At 63.8% G+C, this 24,167-nt stretch carries 21 protein-coding genes; 12 read left to right on the forward strand and 9 right to left on the reverse strand.

Annotated features, from left to right (window positions below; all coding sequences use genetic code 11):
* Positions 1 to 28: 28 nt before the first annotated feature.
* A complete protein-coding gene (locus AC0L2M_RS02020) occupies positions 29 to 1,798 on the reverse strand; it encodes an acyl-CoA dehydrogenase (RefSeq protein WP_473533894.1) in 1,770 nt (589 codons plus the stop codon).
* Positions 1,799 to 2,009: 211 nt separating this feature from the next.
* Here AC0L2M_RS02020 and AC0L2M_RS02025 point away from each other — a divergent pair, with 211 nt between their 5' ends.
* Positions 2,010 to 2,240, forward strand: a complete 231-nt coding sequence (locus AC0L2M_RS02025) for a hypothetical protein (RefSeq protein WP_128167695.1) — start codon at positions 2,010 to 2,012, stop codon at positions 2,238 to 2,240.
* 175 nt (positions 2,241 to 2,415) lie between these two features.
* Positions 2,416 to 3,513, forward strand: a complete 1,098-nt coding sequence (locus AC0L2M_RS02030; protein WP_473533949.1) for a glycoside hydrolase family 25 protein — start codon at positions 2,416 to 2,418, stop codon at positions 3,511 to 3,513.
* Positions 3,514 to 3,537: 24 nt separating this feature from the next.
* Here AC0L2M_RS02030 and purD read toward each other — a convergent pair whose 3' ends face one another.
* Positions 3,538 to 4,815, reverse strand: coding sequence for a phosphoribosylamine--glycine ligase (purD, locus tag AC0L2M_RS02035; protein ID WP_031254982.1), 1,278 nt, complete (start codon positions 4,813 to 4,815; stop codon positions 3,538 to 3,540).
* Positions 4,816 to 4,977: 162 nt separating this feature from the next.
* Here purD and ubiA point away from each other — a divergent pair, with 162 nt between their 5' ends.
* Positions 4,978 to 5,961, forward strand: coding sequence for a 4-hydroxybenzoate octaprenyltransferase (ubiA, locus tag AC0L2M_RS02040; protein WP_031254983.1), 984 nt, complete (start codon positions 4,978 to 4,980; stop codon positions 5,959 to 5,961).
* Between the two features lie 167 nt (positions 5,962 to 6,128).
* Here ubiA and AC0L2M_RS02045 read toward each other — a convergent pair whose 3' ends face one another.
* From AC0L2M_RS02045 to AC0L2M_RS02055, 3 genes are all read right to left on the reverse strand, one after another.
* Positions 6,129 to 6,698, reverse strand: coding sequence for a DUF6101 family protein (locus AC0L2M_RS02045; RefSeq protein ID WP_287178869.1), 570 nt, complete (start codon positions 6,696 to 6,698; stop codon positions 6,129 to 6,131).
* Between the two features lie 184 nt (positions 6,699 to 6,882).
* Positions 6,883 to 8,313, reverse strand: a complete 1,431-nt coding sequence (locus AC0L2M_RS02050) for an FAD-binding oxidoreductase (protein WP_473533895.1) — start codon at positions 8,311 to 8,313, stop codon at positions 6,883 to 6,885.
* Positions 8,314 to 8,332: 19 nt separating this feature from the next.
* Positions 8,333 to 9,295 carry an L-threonylcarbamoyladenylate synthase gene (locus tag AC0L2M_RS02055; protein WP_287061508.1) on the reverse strand — a complete coding sequence of 321 codons (963 nt, stop codon included), beginning with the start codon at positions 9,293 to 9,295 and terminating at the stop codon, positions 8,333 to 8,335.
* Positions 9,296 to 9,470: 175 nt separating this feature from the next.
* Between AC0L2M_RS02055 and AC0L2M_RS02060 the strand changes: the two genes are divergently transcribed.
* The gene (locus AC0L2M_RS02060; protein WP_473533896.1) at positions 9,471 to 9,929 is read left to right on the forward strand and encodes a hypothetical protein; all 459 of its coding nucleotides are present in this window, start codon (positions 9,471 to 9,473) and stop codon (positions 9,927 to 9,929) included.
* Positions 9,930 to 9,970: 41 nt separating this feature from the next.
* On the opposite strand, the gene glyS is transcribed toward AC0L2M_RS02060, so the two are convergent.
* Together glyS and AC0L2M_RS02070 are read right to left on the reverse strand one after the other, a co-directional pair.
* Complete coding sequence (glyS, locus tag AC0L2M_RS02065; protein WP_473533897.1) at positions 9,971 to 12,274, reverse strand: glycine--tRNA ligase subunit beta; 2,304 nt, start codon at positions 12,272 to 12,274, stop codon at positions 9,971 to 9,973.
* 388 nt (positions 12,275 to 12,662) lie between these two features.
* Complete coding sequence (locus AC0L2M_RS02070) at positions 12,663 to 13,706, reverse strand: glycine--tRNA ligase subunit alpha (protein ID WP_473533898.1); 1,044 nt, start codon at positions 13,704 to 13,706, stop codon at positions 12,663 to 12,665.
* Positions 13,707 to 14,001: 295 nt separating this feature from the next.
* Between AC0L2M_RS02070 and AC0L2M_RS02075 the strand changes: the two genes are divergently transcribed.
* Positions 14,002 to 15,828 (forward strand): patatin-like phospholipase family protein, encoded by a 1,827-nt coding sequence (locus tag AC0L2M_RS02075; protein ID WP_473533899.1) that lies wholly within the window; start codon positions 14,002 to 14,004, stop codon positions 15,826 to 15,828.
* Between the two features lie 67 nt (positions 15,829 to 15,895).
* On the opposite strand, the gene AC0L2M_RS02080 is transcribed toward AC0L2M_RS02075, so the two are convergent.
* Complete coding sequence (locus tag AC0L2M_RS02080; RefSeq protein WP_419696991.1) at positions 15,896 to 17,671, reverse strand: tetratricopeptide repeat protein; 1,776 nt, start codon at positions 17,669 to 17,671, stop codon at positions 15,896 to 15,898.
* Positions 17,672 to 17,969: 298 nt separating this feature from the next.
* On the opposite strand from AC0L2M_RS02080, the gene AC0L2M_RS02085 reads away from it, so the two are divergent.
* Positions 17,970 to 19,103 carry a helix-turn-helix transcriptional regulator gene (locus AC0L2M_RS02085; RefSeq protein ID WP_473533900.1) on the forward strand — a complete coding sequence of 378 codons (1,134 nt, stop codon included), beginning with the start codon at positions 17,970 to 17,972 and terminating at the stop codon, positions 19,101 to 19,103.
* 148 nt (positions 19,104 to 19,251) lie between these two features.
* On the opposite strand, the gene AC0L2M_RS02090 is transcribed toward AC0L2M_RS02085, so the two are convergent.
* Positions 19,252 to 20,268, reverse strand: a complete 1,017-nt coding sequence (locus AC0L2M_RS02090; RefSeq protein WP_473514732.1) for a polyprenyl synthetase family protein — start codon at positions 20,266 to 20,268, stop codon at positions 19,252 to 19,254.
* 162 nt (positions 20,269 to 20,430) lie between these two features.
* On the opposite strand from AC0L2M_RS02090, the gene AC0L2M_RS02095 reads away from it, so the two are divergent.
* The 6 genes from AC0L2M_RS02095 (at position 20,431) to moaB (ending at position 24,146) form a co-directional block, all read left to right on the forward strand.
* A complete protein-coding gene (locus AC0L2M_RS02095; protein ID WP_023799382.1) occupies positions 20,431 to 20,655 on the forward strand; it encodes a putative signal transducing protein in 225 nt (74 codons plus the stop codon).
* Complete coding sequence (locus tag AC0L2M_RS02100; RefSeq protein ID WP_473533901.1) at positions 20,655 to 21,455, forward strand: tRNA1(Val) (adenine(37)-N6)-methyltransferase; 801 nt, start codon at positions 20,655 to 20,657, stop codon at positions 21,453 to 21,455. The genes AC0L2M_RS02095 and AC0L2M_RS02100 overlap by 1 nt, the downstream gene beginning before the upstream one ends.
* A gap of 85 nt (positions 21,456 to 21,540) precedes the next feature.
* Complete coding sequence (locus tag AC0L2M_RS02105) at positions 21,541 to 22,407, forward strand: S49 family peptidase (RefSeq protein WP_473533902.1); 867 nt, start codon at positions 21,541 to 21,543, stop codon at positions 22,405 to 22,407.
* Positions 22,408 to 22,488: 81 nt separating this feature from the next.
* On the forward strand, positions 22,489 to 22,674 hold the full coding sequence (locus AC0L2M_RS02110; RefSeq protein ID WP_077381693.1) for a hypothetical protein: 186 nt from the start codon (positions 22,489 to 22,491) through the stop codon (positions 22,672 to 22,674).
* A 25-nt stretch (positions 22,675 to 22,699) separates the two neighbouring features.
* A complete protein-coding gene (locus AC0L2M_RS02115; protein WP_473533903.1) occupies positions 22,700 to 23,602 on the forward strand; it encodes a 4-(cytidine 5'-diphospho)-2-C-methyl-D-erythritol kinase in 903 nt (300 codons plus the stop codon).
* On the forward strand, positions 23,589 to 24,146 hold the full coding sequence (gene moaB / locus AC0L2M_RS02120; protein WP_287217832.1) for a molybdenum cofactor biosynthesis protein B: 558 nt from the start codon (positions 23,589 to 23,591) through the stop codon (positions 24,144 to 24,146). Before AC0L2M_RS02115 ends, moaB begins: the two co-directional genes overlap by 14 nt.
* Positions 24,147 to 24,167: the final 21 nt, after the last annotated feature.

Here is a 24,167-nt window from a genome sequence, read left to right on the forward strand (position 1 = left end):
ACGTCGTGAAACGTTAACCTGGTGGCTGTCAGGCAGAGATCAGCGTCTGGCCGGCAGCGGCAAGGCTCTCGGCGCCGCCGATGACACGCTCCTTCAGCGCGCCCGCCTCGCCAAGCAGGTTTTCGGCGTAAAAACGGCAAACGGCGATGCGGCTTTGGTCGGCAAGCGCGCCGCGCGCCAGATAGGCGCCGCCCGCCGCCAGCGAGATCAGCCGCAGATAAGGCGTCGCACCGGCCAGCGCCGCGTCCGAGCGGCCGTCGGCGAGCAGCCCTTGCAGGAAGCGCGTCGCCTGGCTGAGGTCGTCGAGCGCCTGGTCGAGGCCATCGGCGGTGCGGCCAAAACCTTGAAGGTTCGAGGTCCGCGCTTGATTGGCGACGGATTTCAGTTCGGCGATGTAGCCATGCACATGCTCGCCGCCGCCAAGCGGCAGCTTGCGCGCCACCAGGTCTATCGCCTGGATGCCATTGGTGCCTTCGTAGATCGGCGCGATGCGCGCGTCGCGATAAAGTGCTGCCGCACCGGTCTCCTCGATGTATCCCATGCCGCCATGAATCTGCAGCCCGAGCGAGGCGACCTCGACGCCGACATCGGTGGAAAAGGCCTTGGCCAGCGGCGTCAGCAGATTGGCGCGCTCCTGCCAATGGATGGCTTCATCGCCGACGGATACGCGCGCATGGTCGATGGCGTGCGCGCAGCAATAACTGATGGCGCGCGCAATCTGGGTCAGCGCCTTCATGGTCAGGAGATTGCACTGCACGTCGGGGTGATGGACGATCGGCGTCATGGCGTTGCCATCATAGCTCGCGGCCTTGCCTTGCCGGCGTTCATTGGCGTAGGCGAGCGCCTTCTGCGTGGCCGTTTCGGCGACCGCAACGCCCTGCATGCCGACGGCGAGCCGCGCATTGTTCATCATGGTGAACATGCAGGCGAGGCCCCTGTTTTCCTCGCCGATCAGCCAGCCGATCGCGCCGGGGGCGGTCCCTTCGAAACCGTCGCCATAGATCATGGTGCAGGTCGGCGAGGCGTGGATGCCCAATTTGTGCTCCAGCCCGGAGCAGAAGACGTCGTTGCGTGCGCCAAGCGCGCCATCATCGCCGACCAGGAATTTCGGCACCAGGAACAGCGAAAGGCCGCGCGTGCCGGCCGGCGCGTCCGGCAGCCGCGCCAGCACCAGATGGATGATGTTGTCGGTAAGATCGTGCTCGCCATAGGTGATGAAAATCTTCTGGCCGAAGATGCGGTAGGTGCCGTCGCCGGCCGGCTCGGCGCGGGCGCGCAAGGCATTCAGATCCGAGCCCGCCTGCGACTCGGTCAGGTTCATCGTGCCCATCCATTCGCCTGAGACGAGCTTTTCCAGGTATTTGGCCTTCAGCGCCGGTGAAGCATGCTTGTCGAGCGCCTCGACCGCGCCCATGGTCAGCGTCGGGCCGATGCCGAAGGCCATGGCGGCGGAGTTCCACATTTCGAGCGCGGCGACGCCCAGCATGGTAGGCAGCGCCTGGCCGCCGAATTCCTCCGGCGCTGACACAGCGTTCCAGCCGCCGTCGATCCAGCGGCGATAAAGTTCCTTCCAGCCGGGCGGCATGGTGACGGCAGCGCCGCTCAGCACCGCGCGTTGTTCATCGCCGATCTTGTAGAGCGGCGCGACCTCTTCGCCGGCAAAGCGGCCGGCTTCCGCCAGAATGGCGTCGACGAGGTCTTCGCCAAGGTCGCCAAAAGTGCCGGCGTCAAGCGCCGGCTTCAAGCCAGCCACATACTTTAGCGTGAAAGCGATGTCCTCGACCGGTGCCCGATACATGCCGCTCGCTCCTCCTCCGTCCGGCAGGGAAACTTAATATCCGTGCCGACACAAAACCATTCGCTTTTTGGGTCGCCTCTCCCGCCTTCTTTTTACGTAAACGTCAAGATTTGTCACGCGGATTTTGCATTTGGAATTGTTCACGCTAAAATCGGCAAAAAAGCCGGACAAGTCGACCGGCGACCGATCAAGAATGTCGAGGGGACCGCCCGTGCTCGCCAGACCTGACGCCTATCGCTGCACCGAATGCGGCCTGCCCTATCGAGCGGCAGGTTTTTGTCACCATCGCGGCAAGATCGAGGACGGCGCCGCATATTGGTCGGATCGCGGCATTCTGTGTTCGCCGCAATGCTCGCTGGCCCATCACCGCAAGCGCCAGGCTGAGGGAACGCTGCCGCAGGCGCCGGCGCCCGACCCGTTCCACCCGCTCGCCCTGCGTTGATGACCAGCAAAGCCATCCCCGGCACGATCGCGGCGGTTGCCGCGGGCCGCCGAAAGCATTTCCTTAACCATGGCGGTTCAGGATTGGGCTTTGGCCAGCAAGGATCTGCTGTTTGAAGCTGCCGGCGCACCCTCTTCGCCGCCCAGGACTCCTCGCCGTCGCGACCGCGATGGCAATGGCGTCGGCGCCGGCACAAGCCTCGGACTTCTCCCAGCCCTGGAAGAATGCCGACCGGGCGCTGGTGATCGACGCCTACGAATACAATCCCATCGATTGGACCGAGCTTGCCACCGACAAGCGCATCGTCGGCTTCATCAACAAGGCGTCCGACGGGATGCCGCCAGCGTATTTCTGTTTCGGCGACGAGACCGCGACGCGGCTCTGCAAGGCGCTGTGGAAGCGCCATGCGGTGGCACAGGAACTGTTCCAGACACGCAAGGTGGTGGCCAAGGCGCTCGGCCTGAAATGGGGCGCCTATCACCTCGCCCGACCCGGCAACCCCGTCGGACAGGCCAATAATTTCATCAATTTCGCGAAACCTGGCCCGGACGACCTGCTCGCCCTCGACATCGAGGATGACGACCCGACGAAATGGATGTCGCTCGAGGATGCAGAGGAATTCGTGCGCCATGTGCATCGGCGGATTGGCCGTTTTCCAGTGCTCTATACCAACGGCAAAACCGCCAAGCACATCGCCGACAACAAGTACAAATATCGGCTGCTGTCGCGGCTGCCGCTCTGGTATGCGCGCTACAAGCCCGATATCGGCGTGCATTTTCCGATGGGCAACTGGCAAGGCTACGCACTCTGGCAGTTTTCGGCAAAAGCCAATTGCGGCCGGTTCCGCTGCCCCTATCGGGTGGCTGGCACGCCGAACGACATCGACGTCAATGTCGCACCGATGGATGCCGCCGCGTTGCGCGCGCAATGGCCGTTCGGCGGCCTGATCGACGCGCAGCCGGATTACCTCGCCTCGATACCGCTGCCTCTCTCGCGGGCGACCGGCCTTGCCGGCAATGTCACCCTTACCTATGCGACCGTGGCGCCACCGCCGAGCTTCACCGAAATGGTCGCCATGTTCAGCGCGGGCTGGTCCAAGTTCCGCGGCAGCTTGCAAATGCCTGCCGTAGGGACAGCGCTGCGTCTTCCGCACCGGATCGCCGACTATCTGGGGTGGCTGCGAAAGGAAAAGCCCTCCGCATCGGCCGTTGAAGCCGCACCTACCGATCCGGTCAGCACTGCGTCGACCGAGTTGGATCGCCGCCCCCGCTAATCTTGCCCCCGCTAATCTTGTACGTCAGCGCGCCTGCTCGCGGGCAACGGCCTGCCAGCCGATGTCGCGGCGGCAAAAACCTTGCGGCCAATCGATCCGGTCGACCGCGGCGTAGGCTCGTCGCTGCGCCTCGCCGACCGTGCCGCCGGTCGCCGTGACACCGAGCACACGGCCGCCATTGGCGACCAGCCCGCAGCTGTCGATGGCGGTGCCGGCATGAAAGATCTCGACGCCATCGTCCGCGGCCTGTTCGACGCCTTGGATGACTGAGCCCTTTTCCGGCGTGCCGGGGTAACCCCTTGCCGCCATCACCACGGTGAGCGCCGCCTCGTTGCGCCAGCGCACCGAGGTATGTGCAAGCTGGCCGTCGGCGGCAGCGTTGAGCAGGACCAGCAGATCGTCCTTCAGCCGCATCATCAGCACCTGGCATTCCGGGTCGCCGAAGCGGGTGTTGTATTCGATCAGCTTCGGCCCATCGCCTGATATCATCAGCCCGGCAAACAGCACGCCGGAAAACGGCGCGCCAAGCTCGGCCATGCCGCGCATGGTCGGCTCGATGATCTCGCGCATGGTGCGGTCGATCATCTCCGGCGTCATCACCGGGGCCGGCGAATAGGCCCCCATGCCGCCGGTGTTCGGACCGACGTCGCCGTCACCGAGGCGCTTGTGGTCCTGCGCGGTGCCGAACGGCAGCGCGGTGACGCCGTCGCACAGGCAAAAGAAGCTCGCCTCCTCGCCGGTGAGAAACTCCTCGACCACCACCTCCGCGCCGGCCTGTCCGAAGGACCCGTCAAAACAGGCATCGAGCGCTGCCAGCGCCTCGGCCAAATTCATGGCGACGGTAACGCCCTTGCCGGCGGCGAGGCCGTCGGCCTTGATGACGATCGGCGCGCCCATCTTTTCGACATAGGCCCTGGCCGACGCCAGGTCGCCGAAACGGCCATAGGCGGCGGTCGGGATGTCGTATTTCGCGCAAAGATCCTTGGTGAAACCCTTCGAGCCTTCCAGCCGCGCCGCCGCCCTGGACGGGCCGAAGACGCGAATGTTTTCAGCGCGGAGGTCGTCTGCAATGCCGGCGACCAGCGGCCCTTCCGGCCCGACCACGACGAGGTCGACCTTCTTCTCCGTGCAGAACCGGGCCACCGCCGCATGATCGTCAATGTCGAGCGTCACCAGTTCGGCTTCGCGGCCGATGCCAGGGTTGCCGGGCGCCGCGTAAAGCTTGGTCAGCAGCGGCGAGGCCGCGATCTTCCAGGCCAAGGCATGTTCGCGGCCGCCGGAGCCGATCAACAATACGCGCATGCCCAGATCCCTTGCCATTCCACGATCAGGACTGCGCTATTGCGCCCCGTACGATGGGTCAAGACATTTGGAAGACTTTGAGCGCAATTCCACACGGGAACAGGGAATGGTTCGGCCCGCTTGACGCTTGACGACGTTCGCCGCTGCTGCCACTTCAGCACGATGGAACCCATCCAGTCGAAAGCAGCCCAGGGCCGCGTCGCCGATGCGCCGAGCGGCCACTGGGTCTACCGCATCCTGCCACGCTGGCTTTGGCCCTATGCGCAGCTTGCCCGGTGGGACCGGCCGATCGGCTGGCAGTTGCTGCTGTGGCCGTGCTGGTGGTCGGCAGCCCTTGCCGCGAGTGCCCATCCACGCCCTGCTGATCCCCTGCTCTCGCTGCTGCCGGCGCCATGGTATCTCGTGCTGTTCCTGATCGGCGCCGTCGCCATGCGCGGCGCCGGCTGCACCTACAACGACCTGGTCGACCAGGACATCGACAACCAGGTGGAACGCACGCGCTCGCGGCCGCTGCCGGCGGGAAAGGTCACGCGCCGGCAGGCCTGGGCGTTTCTCGTGATCCAGGCACTGATTGGACTCGCCGTGCTTCTGCAGTTCAACAGCTTTGCCGTCCTGCTCGGCATCTGCTCGCTCGCCGTCGTCGCCATCTACCCGTTCATGAAGCGATTCACCAATTGGCCGCAACTGGTTCTCGGCCTTGCCTTTTCCTGGGGTGCGCTGATGGGATGGGCGGTCGAATTCGGCAATCTCGATGGCCCGGCCGTCATGCTCTATATCGGCTCGATCCTGTGGGTGATCGGCTACGACACGATCTATGCGCATCAGGACAAGGAAGACGACGCCATCGTCGGCGTGCGCTCGACCGCACGCCTGTTCGGCGACAACACCAAGACCTGGCTCGTCGGGTTTTATGGCGGAGCGCTGGTCTGCTTCGCCATCGCCTTCGCGGCAGCGCAGGCGCCAGTGCCGGCGCTGGCCGGGCTGGTCGCGGCCGGCGCCCATATGGCGCGGCAGATCACCGTGCTCGACATCGACGATCCCGACCAGTGCATGCTTTTGTTCAGGTCGAACAACCAGGTCGGCTGGCTGGTCTTCCTCGGCCTGATCGGCGGTGCGTTGTGGGTGGCGCTGAAGCCGCTGGTTTAGCGGCTTTTTCCCTTCTCCCCTTCTTGTGGGAGAAGGTGGATTGTCGCGAAGCGACAAGACGGTTGAGCGTGTGCTGGACGGAATGCAGTTGGTCCCAAGCTGGAACACCCCTCATTCGGCCGCTTCGTGGCCACCTTCTCCCACAAGGGGAGAAGGGAAAGCTCACTCTATTCGTCGCGCGAAATAATCTCCTGGCCGCCGATCACCAGCCTGAGGCCGAGGGCGCCGGCCCTGCGGCGGGCGAGGAAGCGCGGGCGACGCGTGGTCGAAAGCCGACCCCTGCGACGGTCCTGCGCGGGTAATGTCTTGATGGCGACGCCAAGCGATTCCTCCAGGGTGCGGGCGATGCCGTCGGATTCGATCAGAAGCATCGGCAGACGGTAGGCATCGGCCCAGGCGCGCCAATCGGCGGCGACATCCTCGAGATCGTCGGCCACCAGCAGCGGCACCGACAGCATCGGATCATTGTGCAGAAGCTCCAGCGTCACCGTGACATTGCCGTCCGGGTCCTCCATTGCGCGGGCTGCCACGCCACGAAACGCATTGGCGGGCAGAGCGATGAACGCCGGCAGGCCGCTCATCTCCAGCACGCGGCGAATGACGGCGCCACGATGGTCGATGGTGAAGGTAACGTCGCCGTAGTCGTCGCGCGTCGCGTAGCTCACCACCTGCGGCAGGCGGAGTGGGTCGAGGCGCATATTGCGCCCAGCCCAGACTGGCTTCAGCCCAGTGTTCATATCGTGCCTTTCCTGTCTCTCCTGAGAGCCGGTCTTCCGGTTCTCCGGGCCGGTTTATCCAGCCTCGTTGTGGGGAAACATTAGCGCGGGCTTCTTATCGCAGCGCTTAAGAAAGTCGGTTAAATTTTGCTGATCTCGAGGCGATGGTTATCGGAATGCAACCATTCACAAGACGGCGAAAGGATCAGATAACCTTACCGGGATTCATGATGCCGGCCGGGTCGAAGGCCGTCTTCACCCTGCGCATCAGTTCGATCGCCATCGGCGGCGCTGTCGCGATCAATTCATCCCGCTTCAGCTGGCCGATGCCGTGCTCGGCCGAGATCGAGCCGTGAAGGCTGCGCACGACATCGTGCACGGCCTTGTTCATGGCATGATAGAGCCGGAGAAACGCTTCGTCATCGCCGCCGATCGGCCGGGAGATGTTGTAGTGGAGATTGCCGTCGCCCATGTGGCCGAAACACACCTCGCGCGCACCGGGGCTGACCGATTGAACGGCGCCGGCTGCCTTTTCGATGAATTGCGGGATGGCCGCCACCGGCACGGAGATGTCGTGCTTGATCGAGGCGCCTTCGGGCTTCTGCGCCTCGGGCAGCAGCTCGCGGAAATTCCAGAAGGCATCGCCCTGCGCGATGCTCGCCGCAATCACGGCATCGCCGACGATCTCTTGCTCGAGGCCGGCTGAGAGCACCTCCTCGATCAGGGCCCTCGCATCCTGCGCCGAGCGACCCGAAGAGATCTGCATCAGCACATACCACGGCCAATCCCCGGACAGCGGCCGCACGACGCCTGGCGCGTGCAGCAGCGTAAAATCGTAGGGCCGCTGGCCGATCAGTTCGAAAGCAGTGAGCGCCGCACCGGCGCGATCCATCGCCAGGCTGAACAGGGACAGTGCCGCCTCAGGTGACGACAGGCCGGCAAAGGCCACTTCGCGTCCCTTGGGCTTTGGGAAAAGCTTGAGCACGGCGGCGGTGATAACGCCGAGCGTGCCTTCTGCGCCGATGAACAGGTTCTTCAGATCGTAACCGGTGTTGTCCTTCTTCAGCTTGCGCAGATCGTCGAACACCTCGCCGGTCGGCAGCACCACTTCGACGCCGAGGCACAGCTCACGCGCATTGCCATAGGCGAGAACGCCGGTGCCGCCGGCATTGGAAGAGAGATTGCCGCCGATCTGGCAGGAGCCTTGCGCGGCAAGCGACAGCGGAAACAGCCGGTCGGCGGCATCGGCCGCTTCCTGCAGCGTCTGCAGGATGACTCCGGCCTCGACGGTGACCGTGTTGGACAGGACGTCGATCTCGCGGATGCGGTTCAGCCGCGACAGCGACAGCACGATCTGGCGGCCGGACGTGTCCGGCACCTGCGCGCCGACCAGCCCGGTGTTGCCGCTTTGCGGCACGACCGGCGTTCCCGTCTCGGTTGCCAGCTGCATGATGCGGCTGACCTCGTCGACACTGCCGGGCCTCAGCACCAGCGCCGTCCGGCCATGCCACAGACCGCGCCTCTCCGTGAGGTAAGGCGCGATATCCTGCTGGTCGCGAAGCGCATATTTGTCGCCGACGATTGCCGCAAAGCGGTCGATGAGGGCGGGGTCGATATCCCTTGAGATGTCGTTCATGGATGGGAAACTATGGTGCTCAGTCGATCTTGTCACGAGGGGCGGCGGCACGCGAAAGCCGGTCGTTGATCGCCTCGCCCAGCCCGTCGGAGGGGATCGGCTCGACGGCGATTGTCTTGGCGCCGCTGCGATCGAGATCCTGCATATGGGCAAAGAGGTTGGCCGCGGCCTCGCGCAGGTCGCCGGTCTCTGACAGGTTGCGCAAGGCGGCTGCGCCTTGCCAGCCTTCGGCGCGGCGCGGGCCGAACGCCAGCAAGGCTTCGCCCTTTGCGACTTTTGCGGCGTTGATCCGCACTGCAGCACCCGGCGCGTAATGCGAGGCGAGCATGCCCGGGGCCTCGATGCCCGCCGCGCCGCGCAGCAGCTTCATGCCGGCGGTCGCTTCGATCTCTTCGGCGGCAATGCCGCCCGGCCGCAGCAGCCGCAGCTTTCCGCCCTCTATCTTCACGATTGTCGATTCGACCCCGACCGACGTCGCGCCGCCATCGACCACCAGCTTGATTTTTGGACCGAGATCGGCGGCCACGGCCTCGGCCGTCGTTGCGCTGATCCTGCCTGAGGAATTGGCGCTGGGCGCTGCAAGCGGGCGTCCGAGCCTGGCGATCAGTTGGCCGCCAAAGCCTTTCGGCATGCGCAGCGCGACCGTATCGAGCCCGGCGGTGACCAGCGGATGAATGCCGTTGCCGGGCCGCTGCGGCAGCACCAGCGTCAGCGGTCCCGGCCAGAATGTCTGCGCCAGCCTTTTCGACACGGGATCGAACAGCGCGATGCGATCGGCCATCGCCAGATCGGCGACATGAGCTATCAGCGGATTGAAGCGCGGCCGGCCCTTGACCTCGAAGATGCGCGCCACGCCAACACCATTGGTGGCATCGGCGGCCAGCCCGTAGACGGTTTCGGTCGGAATGGCGACGACATCGCCCCCTTCGAGCAGCGCCAGCGCCCGCTCCATCGCCTCGCCGGCGGCAAGTATCTCAGCCACTCTCATCACCTTACAGAAGCGGGACCTTACGGATGTCGGTGCGTAATACGGTGACGTTCACGGGGCAAGTCCGGGCGGAAGCGAATTGCCAATAGCTAAAATGCCAGCTTTCCTGGCAAGCCCGCATCAATTCCCGGACGCTATGGTGCCGGCTTGTTGGGCAAGGGGAGCTATCATGGTCTGGGTGCGTATCCTGGGGGCGCTTGGCCTCACTCTGGCGGCGGGCACAGCACAGGCTTCATCCTTCGTTGTTCCTGCTGCACCATCCTCGACCCCGTCCGTCGTCAGCCTCGGTGCGCCTGAACCGGCGAAGGTGGCTGGCAACTCCTCGACGCCATCGATCGTGGCGCTCGGCGAACCAGTGCCCGATGTCACCTATGAAAAAGTTTCTGCGATCCCGAGCCAGCCCAAGCCCAAGCATGATTTCACGCAAAGCCCGATGATCATTCGCGGCGGCATCGTCGGCGACGCCTTCGCAACACCGGCGCCCAGCCCCGCACCTGCCGCGACAACCGCTGCCGCAGCACCTGCGGCGGCCACGAAATCCGACAAAAAAAATACCGCAACGAACAGCCCGCCCGAGCCCGCAACACCGCAACCAACGCCCATCCCCGAGATCGACCAGGCCAGATAGCCGTTCGCAGCCAGGACGACGCTCGCCTAAATTGCCAAGCCTCAGCCGGCGATTTTCGAGAAATCCGCGACCTGGTCGGTCGCTGCCCGGATGCGCGCCAGCAACGCCAGGCGGTTGGCGCGCACGGCCTGGTCCTCATCATTCACAAGAACGCGTTCGAAGAATGAATCAACCGGTTCACGCAACGCGCTAAGCGCCAGCATGGTGGCGGAAAAGTCTTCGTTGTGAATCGCTTGGCCGGCTTCCTTCTCGGCCTGATTCACCGCGGCAAACAGCGATTTCTCGGCCTCTTCCCGGAATCGAACCGGCTCAACATTTTCGGCGATCGTCGTTTTCTTCTTCTCCTCGGCGGCCAAAATGTTGGCCGCGCGCTTGGTGCCGGCTAGCAGGTTCTTGCCGTCCTCGGTGTCGAGGAAAGAGCCTAGGGCTTGGACGCGACGAACGATTTGCAGGAGATCGTCGGACCGCGGCGTGATGACCGCATCGATCAGATCATGCCGCGCGCCCTGGTCGCGCAGATAAACTTTCAGGCGATCGTGGAAGAAAGCGAGGAGGTCGGAAGGGTAGATTTGCTCCGCCTTCCCTTCCAGCGTTGTAATCGCATTCTTGTCGAGATAGTTCGCCCACTTATAGGCGCTTCCGAAGGTGGGCATGAGCGCCAGGCGGATACCGTTCTCGACTAGAATCCTCACCACCCCCAGCGCCGCGCGGCGGAGAGCATAGGGGTCCTTTGACCCGGTCGGTTTTTCGTCAATCGCCCAGAACCCGACCAGCATGTCGAGCTTGTCGGCGAGCGCTACGGCCACCGATACGGGATCGGTCGGCACGCGGTCGGACGGGCCCTGCGGCTTATAGTGCTCCTCGACGGCGGCGGCGACCGAGGGATGCTCGCCCTGCAGCAGCGCGTATTTGCGGCCCATGGCGCCCTGCAATTCCGGGAATTCGCCGACCACCTCGGTGGTGAGGTCGGCCTTGGCCAGGACGGCAGCGCGACGTGCCAGCGCGGTAATCTCCCCCCTCGAGGGGGAGATGTCGCCGAAGGCGACAGAGGGGGTCGCTGATCCACGCGCAACGACCCCCTCTGGCCTGCCGGCCATCTCCCCCTCAAGGGGGGAGATTCCGCTCGCCACTATCGGCGCCAATTCTTCAGCCAGTTGGGCAATCCGCTCCACCCGCTCACCCTGCGTGCCGAGCTTGGCGTGGAAGGTGACGCCGAGATGGTCGAGGCGGGCCATGCGCTGGTCGAGCGGCTTTTTGAGATCGAGCCCGAACTTTTCCGCCGATGCCTGCAACTGGTCGAGGTCGGGCAAATCGCCCTGGTCGGTCTTCCAGAAATAGAGCGCGTCGGAAAGGCGGGCGCGTACCACCTTGCCGTTGCCGTGGGCGATCTCCTTGCCGCCGTCGCTGGCCTCGATGTTGGCGGTCAGGATGAAGCGGTTGGAAAGCTCCTCGCCGGCGCCCTGCGGCCGCGTCACAAAACACTTCTGGTTGGCGCGGATGGTCAGTCGGATCACCTCGGCCGGAATGGCGAGAAAGTCCTGCTCGAATTCGCCCATCAGCACGACCGGCCATTCGACCAGGCCTGACACTTCCTCAAGCAGCCCCTCGTCCTCGACAAGGTTGAGCCCGTTGGCGAAAGCGAGATTCCTGGCGTCGGCAAGGATGATCTGCTTGCGCCGGTCGGCGTCGAGCACAACCTTCGCCGCCTCCAGCTTGGCGGCATAGTCGTCAAAACGGCGCACGCCGATGGCGCCCAGCGCGTGAAAACGATGGCCGTAGGTGATGTTTCCCGAGCGGATGCCGTCGATCTCGAAATCGACGACCACCGGCTCCTCGGTCTCCGGGCCGAAGGTGCAGAGGATGGACTGCAGCGGCCGCACCCAGCGCAACGATCCCGGTTTCGCCGAGGCTGGCCCCCAGCGCATCGATTTCGGCCATGGAAAGTCGCGGATGATGCCCGGCACCAGTTCAGCGATTATCGTCTCGGCCGCCCGGCCCGGCTTCGCAATATGGGCGACATAGAAGTCGCCCTTCTTCGGATCGGCGTGGACATGCGCCTCGGCGATCGAGGAAAGACCGGCCTTGCGCAGAAAACCTTGGACCGCCTGTTCGGGCGCTTTGGTCGAGGGTCCCTTGATCTCCTCGCTTATGTCCTTCGAGCGCGCGGTCACGCCGCGAATGTCGAGCGCCAGCCGGCGCGGCGTCCAATATTCGCGCGCCGCCTCATAGGTCAGCCCGGCCTCGACCAAACCGTCCGTCATCATCTTCTTCAGGTCGCCCGCCGCCTTGCGCTGCATGCGCGCGGGAATCTCTTCCGAACGAAGTTCTAAAAGCAGGTCGGGCATAAATTGTGCTCACGCGGCGAAATGGTCCAGGCGGCATAGCAACTCGGCTGGTCCCATGCAATCGGCGCATCCACGGACGATTGCCAAAAATATGCCGCTGCCTGTCGGGCCAGAGCGGGACCATCCGTCCTTGGGTCAAAGATCTCCATGAACCGAACGCAGCGCTGAAGCGACCAACGCTCAGGCAGAGAACTATTGGCTGAACGACTATGAAGACGGCATCGACATTTCTGCAGATCCTCGCGCTCAGCGCCTGTTTTGCGGCGCAGGCTCATGGCACGTTCACGATGCCCGGCGTTAGACAAGCGCTGCGGACAATGGCTGGCTCGAGCGGCCAAGGCGTATCGCCAATCAGCGTATCAGTCGAAATCGCAAACAGCCTCTGGAGCTAAGCCGCCAGACCACCTGCCTGCGTCAGCAAAAACGCCTCGCCGCAGGCTTTCGCCAGATTGCGCACCCGCAAGATGTAGCTCTGCCGCTCGGTGACGGAAATCACGCCGCGCGCGTCGAGCAGGTTGAAGACGTGGCTGGCCTTGATGCACTGGTCGTAGGCGGGAAATACCAGACGGTGGTTCCCCTCCCCCTTGAGGGGGTGGCTAGACGCGGGAGGAGTCGCTGGGACCTTGCTTGCGGTGCCTTCTGAGGCGACCCCCTCTGCCCGCTCCGCGGGCATCTCCCCCTCGAGGGGGGAGAGGGGCGCGCCGGCATCGAGCAGCGCCTTGCACTCGGCTTCGGCGTCTTCGAAATGCCGAAGCAGCATCGCGGTATTGGCGAATTCGAAATTGTGCCGCGAATATTCCTGCTCGGCCTGCAGGAAGACCTCGCCATAGGTCACCTTGTCGGCGCCATCGCGGCCGTTGAAGTTGAGGTCGTAGACATTGTCGACGCCCTGCACATACATGGCCAGCCGCTCCAGCCCGTAGGTGAGCTCGCCCGCCACCGGCGCGCATTCGATGCCGCAGACCTGCTGGAAATAGGTGAACTGCGACACTTCCATGCCGTCGCACCAGCACTCCCAGCCCAGCCCCCAGGCGCCGAGCGTCGGGCTTTCCCAGTCGTCCTCGACGAAGCGGATATCATGCAGAAGCGGATCGACGCCGATCGCCGCCAGCGAGCCGAGATACAGTTCCTGCAGGTTGGGCGGGTTCGGCTTCAGGATCACCTGGTACTGGTAATAGTGCTGCAGCCGGTTCGGGTTCTCGCCGTAGCGCCCGTCCTTGGGCCGGCGCGAAGGCTGCACATAGGCCACGTTCCAGCGCTTTGGCCCCAGCGCGCGCAAGGTCGTCGCCGGGTGGAACGTGCCGGCACCGACTTCCATGTCATAGGGCTGGAGAACGACGCAGCCATAGTCCGCCCAGTAGTTATGCAAAGTCAGGATCAGCCCCTGGAACGAGCGGCTGGGATGCATATGGGCTGGGATATCAACTGTCACGGCGGCCTCGACGGGAAAGACGGGGATGCGGCCCTCCCTAGAGCGCCCACCGGCAAGCGTCAAGGCAAGGGGCCGGCCGCAGCCAGGGCAATCGGGTGAGTTAACGCGTGACATACGGCGAAACGGCAGGGACGTGGCGGCCTGATCGTGGCCCTTCCTGGGAGCCAGAGATGAGAGCGCCCAGCGATCAGTCCCGCGCCTCAGCCGTCGGCGGCTCTCATGTGTGGTATCATCCGGCGGGGCGTCCAGCACCCTCGAGGAGACAAAAGTCATGAATTCCCAAGGGATGGCTCAGATGTCCTCCGTCGATTCTCTTGCAGCGAGTTTATTGTCGGCAACATTGATGTTCGATCGGGCGTCGTTGTTGGCGCTCGAGGCTTTAGCTGCCGAATCGGACCGTCGGGTCCTGAGACGCGGTGAGGTTCTGGTTCGCGAAGGGGATGCGTCGGACAGGTTTTTCATCGTGCTGTCTGGACGCTTTACGGTACACAAAGGAGATTCGACTGGCTCGGTCGCCGCGATCGCACAGGGTGAACTCATCGGTGAAATCGGTTTCTTCGCGGGACTACCCCGCATGGCCACTGTCCTTGCAGCGCGCGATTCGATCGTCCTTGAAATCGGTCGCAATCATTTCGAGAAGGCGGCCGAGACATTGCCGAGCCTGAGGGAGGCGGTCACGGTATTTCTGGCGCGCCGGTTTGCCATCCAATCTCCGAGTTCGTCGCGTCTCAAGGAACCTGCCAAGATCCGAACGCTTGCGATCATTGCAGCCGGCGGAAGTCGCCTCTCACCGGTGTTCATCCAGCACCTGCGGCAAGCGTTCGGCGCTGCCACGCGCGCTCGGTTCGTTTCCCGGCTTGACATCCAAGCGAAGTTCCCAGGTCTTCCGATCGACGACCAGCCGATCCTTAACTGGTTGAACGAACTGGAGGCGGAAGCCCAATTCATCGTCTATGTTGCCGATGAGGAACCTAATGAATGGACCCAAGTCTGCATTCGCCAGGCCGATACCGTCCTGTTGCTGGCCAACGCGTCCTGCTCGCCTCGCCTGAACCCGTCTGAGGAACTGACGCTATCGGTCCATCCGCCATCGACCAGTCGGCTTGTCCTAATTCACGACACTCGCTCGGCTGCGGTCTCCGGTACCTCTGCATGGCTCGATGAGCGACCCTATGTTGACCAGCATCATCATGTTGCGCTGGGCGACGGGTCCGATTTCCAGCGCCTGGTCCGATTTATTTCGGGCAAGGCACTGGGCTTCGTGGCGGCAGGGGGTGGGTCCCTCGGCAGCGCTCATTTAGGCGTCTACAAGGCTTTCGTTGAGGCGGGCGCTTGCTTCGACTATCTCGGCGGGACAAGTTCCGGCGCGGCGATGATGGCCGGCTTCGCAAGAGGCTTGGATGCCGACCAGATCGACCGAGGCACCCACAACATATTTATCAAGAGCCGGGCGTTTCGCCGTCCCACCTTGCCGCATTTCGCGCTTCTGGATCACAAAGCGTTTGATCGGGCCCTTCGGCTGGAATACGGCGACGTTCTGATCGAGGATCTTTGGCTTCCGTTCTTTGCGCTTTCGACCAATCTGAGCAGCCGTCAGCCCCATGTCCACCGTCGTGGAAAGCTCTGGCACGCCGTTCGGGCGTCCGGCTCCATCCCGGGCGTCCTGCCGCCGTTCTTTACGGATGACGGCGATATGCTGGTGGACGGCGCTATCATGAACAATTTGCCGCTGGAGCAGATGAAGGAGCTCAAGACCGGACCCAATGTCATCGTTACCTTCGGGTCGAGTGCACCGCAGAAATACGACATAGACTATGACCGCATCCCCGGAGCTTCCGAACTGGCATTGGCCTTGCTGAACCCTTTCGGTCGTGCCCGCTTGCCTCGGGTTCCCAGCATGCTTCAGGTCATTGCCTCGAGCATGCTGGCACACCGGCCGCAGGACATTGCCGTCGGCGAAGAGGATATCCTGATCTGTCCGGAGGTTTCCAACACGATCAGCTTCATGGATTGGAGTCGGCATTCCGAGTTGTTTTCGGATGCCTACGACCGTACGACCCGACGGATCGAGGAACAGAATGACTCAGGGCTCCGAGCCGTGCTCGGCACCGCGCACGATTAGCATGGCTTATAGTCCAGACCCTTAGCGACAGCGGCGACGAGCCCCGCATAATCGAATTCAGAAGTATTCAGCCCTTTGGCGCAGTCGTCGGTTCGGGCTTGACCTTCGGGGTTTCCTGCGCCGTGTTGGATTCGATCGGCGGCAGGCCCTTCAGCAGTTTCTGCTGCAAGGCGGCGAGCACGCCGGGATCCGGCTTGAGGTCGCGAGCCTGGTTCCACTGGAAGGTGGCTTCCAATTTGCGGCCGACGCGCCAATAGGCATCGCCAAGGTGATCGTTGAGCACCGGATCTTCCGGCTTCAACGAAACGGCACGTTCCAATTCGCGCACCGCATCGTCGAATCGGCCAAGGCGGAAATAGGCCCAGCCCAGCGAATCGACGATGTAGCCGTCGCTCGGCCTGAGCTCGACGGCCTTCTGGATCATCTGAAGGCCTTCCTCGAGGTTGGTGTTCATGTCCACCCAGGAATAGCCAAGATAGTTCAGAACCTGCGGCTGGTCGGGGAACAATTCCAGCGCCTTGCGGAAATTCGGCTCGGCCTTCGGCCACTCCTTCAGTCGCTCATAGGCGATGCCGCGCTGGTAGAAAATGTTCCAATCGGCGCGGGTCGGGGCCTTCAGCATCGCCACCGCCTTGTCATAGAGACCGGCCGCGGAGCGGAAATCCTCCTTCGAGGCATAGACGCCACCGAGCGCCTGATAGGCGCGCATGTCGTCGGGACGCGCTTCGACGAGGGCCTTCAGATGGGCGATGGCCTCGTCATAGCGGTCGAGATCTGCAAGGTTGAGGCCGAGCTGCAGTTCCGACAGCGTCTTCAGCGGCGAACCGGCCGGGATGCGGCGATAGAAGGCGATGGCGCCCTCGCCGTCCTTCAACTGCTCGGAGACTGCGGCGAGTTGGACGAGGGCCGCGTCGCTGTCGGGCCTTAGTGCCAGGGCGTATTGCAGATAGAGGCGGACGAACGGCTCACCGCCGCCGCGATTGAGCGCGGTGGCGAGATCGAGCAGAATTTCCGAGGCGCCGTCGGACGGGCCGGCAACGAAGGGTTCGATCTTCTCGCCCTTGGCGATCCTGTCGCGAAGCGCCGATATCTCGACCTTGCCGGGTGCAAATGCCTCGGCCTGATCGAGCACGGACAGCGCCTTGTCCTTGTCACCCTTGCGGGCAAGGAAGGAGGCATAGGCCTGCGCGTTGCGCATCCAGGTTTCGGGCGCGGCGGCGCCGGTCGCGGTGTCCTGCAAGGTGGCGGCGTAGATCGCATCCGCCTTTTCGGGCAGGCCCGAGGCATCGGCGATAAGCCCGCGATGGAAGGATTTGAACAGGCCGAACCAGTCCGGGCCCTGCAGCTTGTCGATGGAGGCCATGGCCTCGCCGGGATCGCCGGCGCCCTGCTTGGCCCAGCCGGTCATGACGCCAGAGATCAGCCGGTCGAGATCGGATTCGAGCGAAAGCTTGAGCCAGTATTCGGCCTTGGAAAAGTCCTTCTTGTGAAAGGAACCGACGGCCAGCGCCAGGCGCGAGAACCGCTCGACGTCGGGAACCGTCTTGAGCTTGTCGGCATAGACCAGGGATTCTTCGAAGCGCCCCTGCGCGATCAGCGACAGCATCAGGCTTTGCTGCAACGAGGTGTCACCGGGAGCGAAGGCGAGCGCCTGCTTGTAGTAGGCGATGGCGCTGTCGAGATCATTGTCGCCTTCGGCGACCCGCGCGGCAAGATAGGCGCCCGAGAACGACGTGATATTGACCGGCTCGGTGGTCTCTTTGGCATAGGCGGGCAGACCGGAGACCGCCATGCCCGTCACAATTGCCAGCCCTGTCAGCCAGCGCGCACATCCTTGCCGCATCATATCCCTTTCAGTCGAAGCCATACCCGCGTCAGCGGGATCGCCGTTGACTCGATCTTTTCCACGTTAAGCATGGCCTTTTTGGGGTGAGGCTTCAACCCGGCCCGAATTCACAATCGGGTAATGCTATCAAAAACAACGCGGAAAGGCGCCAAATTGCGACCGTCGACCGCGATTTGCCGGCCTGACGCGCTGCCGGCCTGTCCTGCTGCAGCATCGGCGCCGCGATGCCGTAAGCGATCCGTAAGCGGCGGGCGTCGATAGTTTCCGCAGCGGAATGATGCGTGGAACCGTGCAGATGGATGCCGTTGCTTCGCCCAGGAAGATGCCGATGCTGGAAATGCCGCAGGGCCAGCAGACCTTCGCCATTGTCGATCGAATCTACGAAGCGTCGTTCGCGGCCGAGCTGTGGCCGGAGGTATTGGCGGCGGCAAGCGCGATCTCCCGCTCGGCAAACGGCGCGATCTTTATAGTCAGCGATCATTCGCCGGTCCGCGCCATCACCGAAACGCATCTCCAGCCCTTGCTCGATGAGTTCATGAAGGGAGACACTTGGCGGTTTTTCGAGAGCGTGAAGCGCTTGTGCGCCGCGCAGCCAGCAAGCTTTGTGCGGGTCGATAATTTCATCACCTGCGAGGAGATCGAGCGCGATCCCGTTCGCAAAAGTGCCACCGCGTTTGGCATCGGGCCGCATCTATGCACAGCCATCCCCATGCCTGGCGGCGAGCTTGTCCTTTTTGTCTTCCAGCGCTGGCTGAAGGACGGGAGTTATGACCAGGCCGCAATCGATCTGTTGAACGGACTGCGTCCGCACCTCGCACGGGCCGGCCTCGTCGCCGGGCGCCTGGGTCTGGATCGGGCCAGGACCGCCGTATCCATTCTCCGGGAAATCGGACTGCCGGCCGCAATCATGAGTGGATCGGGCCGTGTGCTGACGGCCAATCCGCTTTTCGAAGGCATCGCGGACGTCTTCCTTCCCACAGCCCATGGTGGTATGGCGATTGCCGATCAAACTGCAAACGCGCTTTTCCAGCAGGCCATCGCGCAGAACCGGGATAGCCGCGTCGTGCGGTCCATCCCGGTTGCGGCCATCAAAGGGCGGCCCGCGCTGGTCATTCAGCTGTTGCCGCTGCGCCGCGCCGGAAACGATATTTTTTCGGGTGCAGATGTATTGGTTGTCGCAACCACGGTCGGTACCGGCGCCACTGTTCCGTCGCCCAATGTGCTTTCAGGCCTGTTCGACCTGACGCCGGCGGAAGCCCGGCTCGCCGTCGAGCTGGCCTCCGGCCATTCGGTGCAGGAGGCGGCCATGGAAATCGGCATCGCCGTCAAATCGGCCCGCACCTATCTCGAGCGAATCTTCCGGAAAACCGAAACCAGCCGTCAGAGCGAGCTCGTGGCGCTGCTGAAGAGCGCGTGGTCATTTTCATGACCCCGACATTTTGCCGGGCGCTGACCGTCACGGAGCCCTGCCCTGCTGCTAACCATGCCGCTGCGGAACGTGCATGATTTCACCGCCGCAATTCCGGGAAGACAAAAACACGGGCCGGCGCCGTGCCGGCCAAATGTCGGCGATATCTTCAGTTCACCCGGCTGATGCAGAAATCGATGACGTCGAGCAGCGCCGATTTCTGCGGCGTAGCTTCAAGCGGCGCCAGCGCGTCGCGGGCGATCTCGCCGAAATGGCCGGCGCGCCCGATGGTGTCGGCGATAGCGCCGTGGCGGGTCATCAATCCGATCGCCTTTTCCAGCCCGGCGTCATCGGTGACATTGTCCTCGATGGCGCGCTTCCAGAAGCTGCGTTCGGACTTGGTGCCGCGCCGGTAGGCGAGGATCACCGGCAGCGTCACCTTGCCTTCGCGAAAGTCGTCGCCGACATTCTTGCCCAGATCCTTGCTGGTGCCGCCATAATCCAGCGCATCATCGATCAGCTGGAAGGCTAGGCCGAGATTCATGCCATAGGAGCGCAGCGCCGCGCGATCGTTTCGCGTCGCCTGGGCGATGACCGGACCGACCTCGGCGGCGGCCGAGAACAGGGCAGCGGTCTTGGCCTTGATCACCGCGAAATGCTCATCCTCCGTGGTTTCGAGGTTCTTGGCGGCGGCGAGCTGCATCACCTCGCCCTCGGCGATGATCGAGGCGGCGCTGGACAGGATGTCGAGCGCTTCCAGCGAACCGACATCGACCATCATGCGAAACGCCTGGCCAAGCAGGAAATCGCCGACCAGCACGCTCGCCTGGTTGCCCCAGATCATGCGGGCGGTCTTCTTGCCGCGCCGCATGCCGCTCTCGTCGACGACATCGTCGTGGAGGAGCGTGGCGGTGTGCATGAACTCGACTGATGTGGCGAGCTTGACATGGCCCTCGCCGGAATAGCCGAACATCTGGGCTGAGGCGAGCGTCAGCATCGGCCTCAGCCGCTTGCCACCCGAAGAGATCAGGTGGTTGGCAATCTCCGGGATCATCTCGACGTCGGAACCGGCCTTCGACAGGATCAATTTGTTGACGCGCCCCATATCGGCCGAAGTCAGGTCGATGAGATCCTTAATGGAGGCGGCTTCCCGCTTTCCGTTTTCGATGTTGAGAACGACACCCACGACAAACTCCCGTCTTATGTCACGCGCACGACGGCACCCCGATACCGCCGCAGACTCTAGGGCGCTACCCACAGGCACGGCAAGAGGCGATTTGGCGCGGTCGAGGTGGCGACGGAAGCCACCCACGTTTACATAGACGCTGCAACCTGCGAGTTTCGTCCTATGATAGAGCTTATCCGCACCAACGACGCCGTGATCATCTCCTTTGTCGAATCGCTGATGCGCGACGCCGGCATCGGCTGTTTCGTCGCCGACCAGAACATGAGCGTGCTCGACGGTTCGATCGGCATCCTGCCCAGGCGTATCATGGTCGAAGCCGACCAAGCCGATGCGGCGCGGCGCATCCTGACGGATGCCGGCATCGCCAACGAGATGCGCCAGAAGTAATGTCCGCGGCGCGCGCCACCCTTGTCCAGGACACGCCGGCCCATACGGTCGATGCTTTCCATCGCGGGCGGTTCTGGCTGGTGCAGCCGAAACAGGCAGGCCATCGCGCCGGCATGGACGCCATGATGCTGGCGGCTGCCGTGCCGTCCTCCTTCGCCGGGCGCCTTGCCGATTTCGGCGCGGGTGCTGGCGCCGCAGGCCTGGCCGTGCTGTCGCGCTGTCCTGATGCCGAGGCCGCGCTCATCGAACGGTCTCCGGAAATGGCGGCCTTCGCCGCAACGACGCTTGCCCACCCCGGTAATGCACATCTCAACGACCGCGCCTCGCTGCTCGCCGCCGACGTCGCGCTGTCGGGCCAGGCGCGAGCCGCCACTGGACTTGCCGACAATTCTTTCGATTTCGTCATCATGAACCCGCCCTTCAACGCCGCCGAGGATCGCGCCACACCCGACCCGCTCAGGAAGGCGGCGCATGTGATGGAGGACGGGCTGTTCGACAGCTGGATCCGAAGCGCGGCTGCTGTGGTCAGGCCGCGCGGCGGTCTTGCCGTGATTGCCAGGCCAGATCAGCTCGGCGCCATCCTCGATGCGCTATCAGGCCGCTTCGGCGACGCCGAGATGCTGGCCGTCCACCCCCGCCCCGAGGCAGCGGCGATCCGCATCGTCGTCAGGGCAATCCTCGGCGCCCGCGGAAAACTGTCGATCCGCCCGCCGCTGATGCTGCACGCGCAATCCGGTGACGGCCCCACGGAGCGGACCGAGATGATCAACAACGGGATGGCTTCGCTGTTCGGCGACTGAGCCTTTTTGGCCGGCCCGGCGTCGCGGCATTGCCGTTGGCCGGCGAATCCCTACATGCCTTCAAGCCAATTTGACCGGAGACCCCGTGAAACGCTTCCTGAACCGCCTGCTGCCGAAATCCTGGCGCTCCGACATCGTCACCATTCCCGTCATCCGGCTGCACGGCACCATCATGCCCGGCGGCGGCCCGTTCCGGCCGAGCCTGTCGCTGGCATCCACCGCCGGCCCTATTGAGAAGGCGTTTTCCTTCGACGCGCCCGCGGTCGCCATTTCCATCAATTCGCCGGGCGGCTCGCCGGTGCAGTCGCGGCTGATCTTCAGACGCATCCGCGACCTGGCGAGCGAGAAGAACAAAAAGGTTCTGGTCTTCGTCGAGGACGTGGCGGCGTCGGGCGGCTACATGATCGCGGTCGCCGGCGACGAGATCTTTGCCGATCCGTCGTCTATCGTCGGTTCGATCGGCGTGGTGTCGGCCTCGTTCGGCTTTCCCGAGTTGTTGAAGAAGATCGGCATCGAGCGCCGCGTCCACACGGCCGGCCAGAACAAGGCGGTGCTCGATCCGTTCAAGCCAGAGAAGAAGGAAGATATCGAGCGGCTGAAAGCGCTGCAGCTCGAGGTCCACGAGACCTTCATCGACCTCGTCAAGGACCGGCGCGGGCCAAAGCTCAAGGACGACCCGGACCTGTTCACCGGCCTGTTCTGGACCGGCAAGAAGGGACTGGAGCTCGGCCTTGTCGATGCGCTCGGCGATATGCGCAGCGTGCTGAGGGCTCGCTTCGGGCCGAAAACCCAGTTCAAGCTGATCACGGCGCCGCGCGGCCTGTTCGGCCGCTTCGGCTGGTTCGGCTCAAACAGAGGCGGCTTTTCGGCGCCCGAGATCGCCGCTGCTGCCGCAAGCGGCGTGATCGATGCGGCGGAAGAGCGCGCGCTGTGGGCGCGCTTCGGGCTTTGAAAAACCGGCGAAAGCGTTTAACTTGAAAGCTTGACCGGCCCGACCGGCGCCGCAGTCGGCCTTGCGAGGGAGGAGTTTGACATGCCACAGATCATTTTCTTTATCGCAGTCGGCCTGCTCGCCTATTTCGGCTATCGCTCCTTCGTCAGGGAAGCCGAGCGGGTGACGGCCAAGATTCGGCGCACCGAAAAGCAGGCTACCAACGGCACAATGGGCACGCTGGTCAGGGATCCGAAGACCGGCGAATACCGCCTGGCCAAGGACTGACATCATCCCTCTCGTGACTGACACAGTGGCTTCCGGCAATAGGGTCCGGGCATTGCATGCGCATGCCAAGATAAATCTCGCGCTGCACGTCACCGGCAGGCGCGCCGACGGCTATCACACGATCGAGAGCCTGGCGGTGTTCACGCGCTTCGGCGACCGGGTTGACATCGATCTCGCCGACAGCGACGGGTTCTTCGTGTCAGGCCGATATGCCTCCGCAGTCCCGCTCGACGACAGCAACCTGGTCGTGAAAGCGCGCGATGCGCTGCGAAAGCAGGCCGGCCCGCGGCATACGCCGCCGGTCGCAATCAGGCTCGAAAAGAACCTGCCGGTCGCATCCGGCGTCGGCGGCGGGTCGAGCGACGCCGCAACGGTGCTGCGCGGGCTCGTTGAGACATGGGCGCTGGACCTCGACGATGCCGACCTGGCGCGGGTCGGCCTCTCGCTGGGCGCCGACGTTCCCATGTGCCTTATGGCAAGGCCGCTGATCGCGCGCGGCGTCGGTGACGAACTGTCGGCCGTGCCGGGATTTCCCGCGCTCGGGCTGGTTCTCGTCAATCCCGGCACTGCCATCTCTACGGCCGAGGTGTTCAATGCGCTTTCTGATCGCGACAATGAGGGACTGCCGCCGCTGCCGCGCGACCTCGACTTCCACAGCATCCGCAACTGGCTGGAGATCACCCGCAACGATCTCGAGCCTGCGGCACGGGCGATCCAACCTGCCATCGGCAAGGCGCTTTCGGTGCTCAACAAGGCCGGAGCGGGGTTCGCGCGAATGTCCGGTTCCGGTGCGACCTGTTTTGGGCTGTTCGAGACCGGCAATGTCGCCAAGCGCGCCGCCGTCGATATCCGCAGCCGCCATCCCGACTGGTTCGTCGCCGCGACGCGAAGCATGACATCGGAGCCTGACGCATATGGCCAGGATTGACGAAAGCCGTTCCTTCATTCCCGTGCGCATCGCGGTGCTGACCGTTTCCGATACGCGCAGCCCTGCCGACGACAAATCCGGCCAGGTGCTGGCCGACCGCATCGTCGAGGCCGGCCATATTCTCGCCGGCCGCGACATCGTCACCGACGACCGCGAGAAAATCCGTGACAAGGTTCAGAACTGGTCGCGGGACGAAGCGATCGATGTCGTCATCACCACCGGCGGCACAGGTTTTACCGGCCGCGACGTAACGCCGGAGGCGCTGGAGCCGATCTTCGAAAAACGCATGGACGGCTTTTCCGAAGTGTTCCACCGCATTTCCTACGACAAGATCGGCACTTCGACGATCCAGAGCCGGGCGACTGGCGGCGTCGTCAACGCGACCTTCGTCTTCGTGCTGCCGGGTTCGCCCGGCGCCTGCAAGGACGCCTGGGACGGCATTTTGAAGCCGCAGCTCGACTACCGGCACATGCCCTGCAACTTCGTCGAGATCATGCCGCGCCTGGACGAGCATCTGCGGCGCGGCGGCACCAAGGCGAGTTAGACCAGGTTCTCAAAAGGCTGT

This window comes from Mesorhizobium sp. WSM4806 (assembly GCF_055811635.1).